The 454-nt window shown below is 54.6% G+C and carries 1 rRNA gene (running past one end of the window); it reads left to right on the forward strand.

The annotated features are described in order from the left end of the window. The first annotated feature begins 241 nt into the window (after positions 1–241). Positions 242–454: ribosomal RNA gene (locus DXD49_RS09815) — 23S ribosomal RNA — on the forward strand (it continues 3,081 nt past the right edge of the window).

Raw genomic sequence — 454 nt, forward strand, 5'->3', positions numbered from 1 at the left:
CCAATTCTTCCAGACTCGATTCTTTTCTGCGATTTATCAGACAGAATGATAGCAATCATTCATCCGATCCAAACAAGAAGAATTCACTTATCAAATGAGTGAGGAGCATCTGATCGCGAGCACAGTACAACACGCTGTGCCGCGGTATGAGATACCCGAATTGCGACATACGAGCGCTATTCATGATATCGATTAATTAACTTTAGCGACACGTGGATATCCCGCGGGCCCGGGAGCGGTCCCGCAAGATACCACGGGCGCACGGCGGATGCCTTGGCACAGGGAGCCGATGAAGGACGCGGCAAGCTGCGATAATCCCCGGCGAGGAGCACACATCCTTCGACCCGGGGGTCTCCGAATGGGCGAACCCATGCACAGCAGTGTGCATATCCCCGGCCCGAACACATAGGGCCGGGGAGGACAACCCGGGGAACTGAAACATCTAAGTACCCGG

It is taken from the genome of Collinsella sp. TM05-38 (assembly GCF_003466445.1).
Lineage (GTDB): Bacteria > Actinomycetota > Coriobacteriia > Coriobacteriales > Coriobacteriaceae > Collinsella.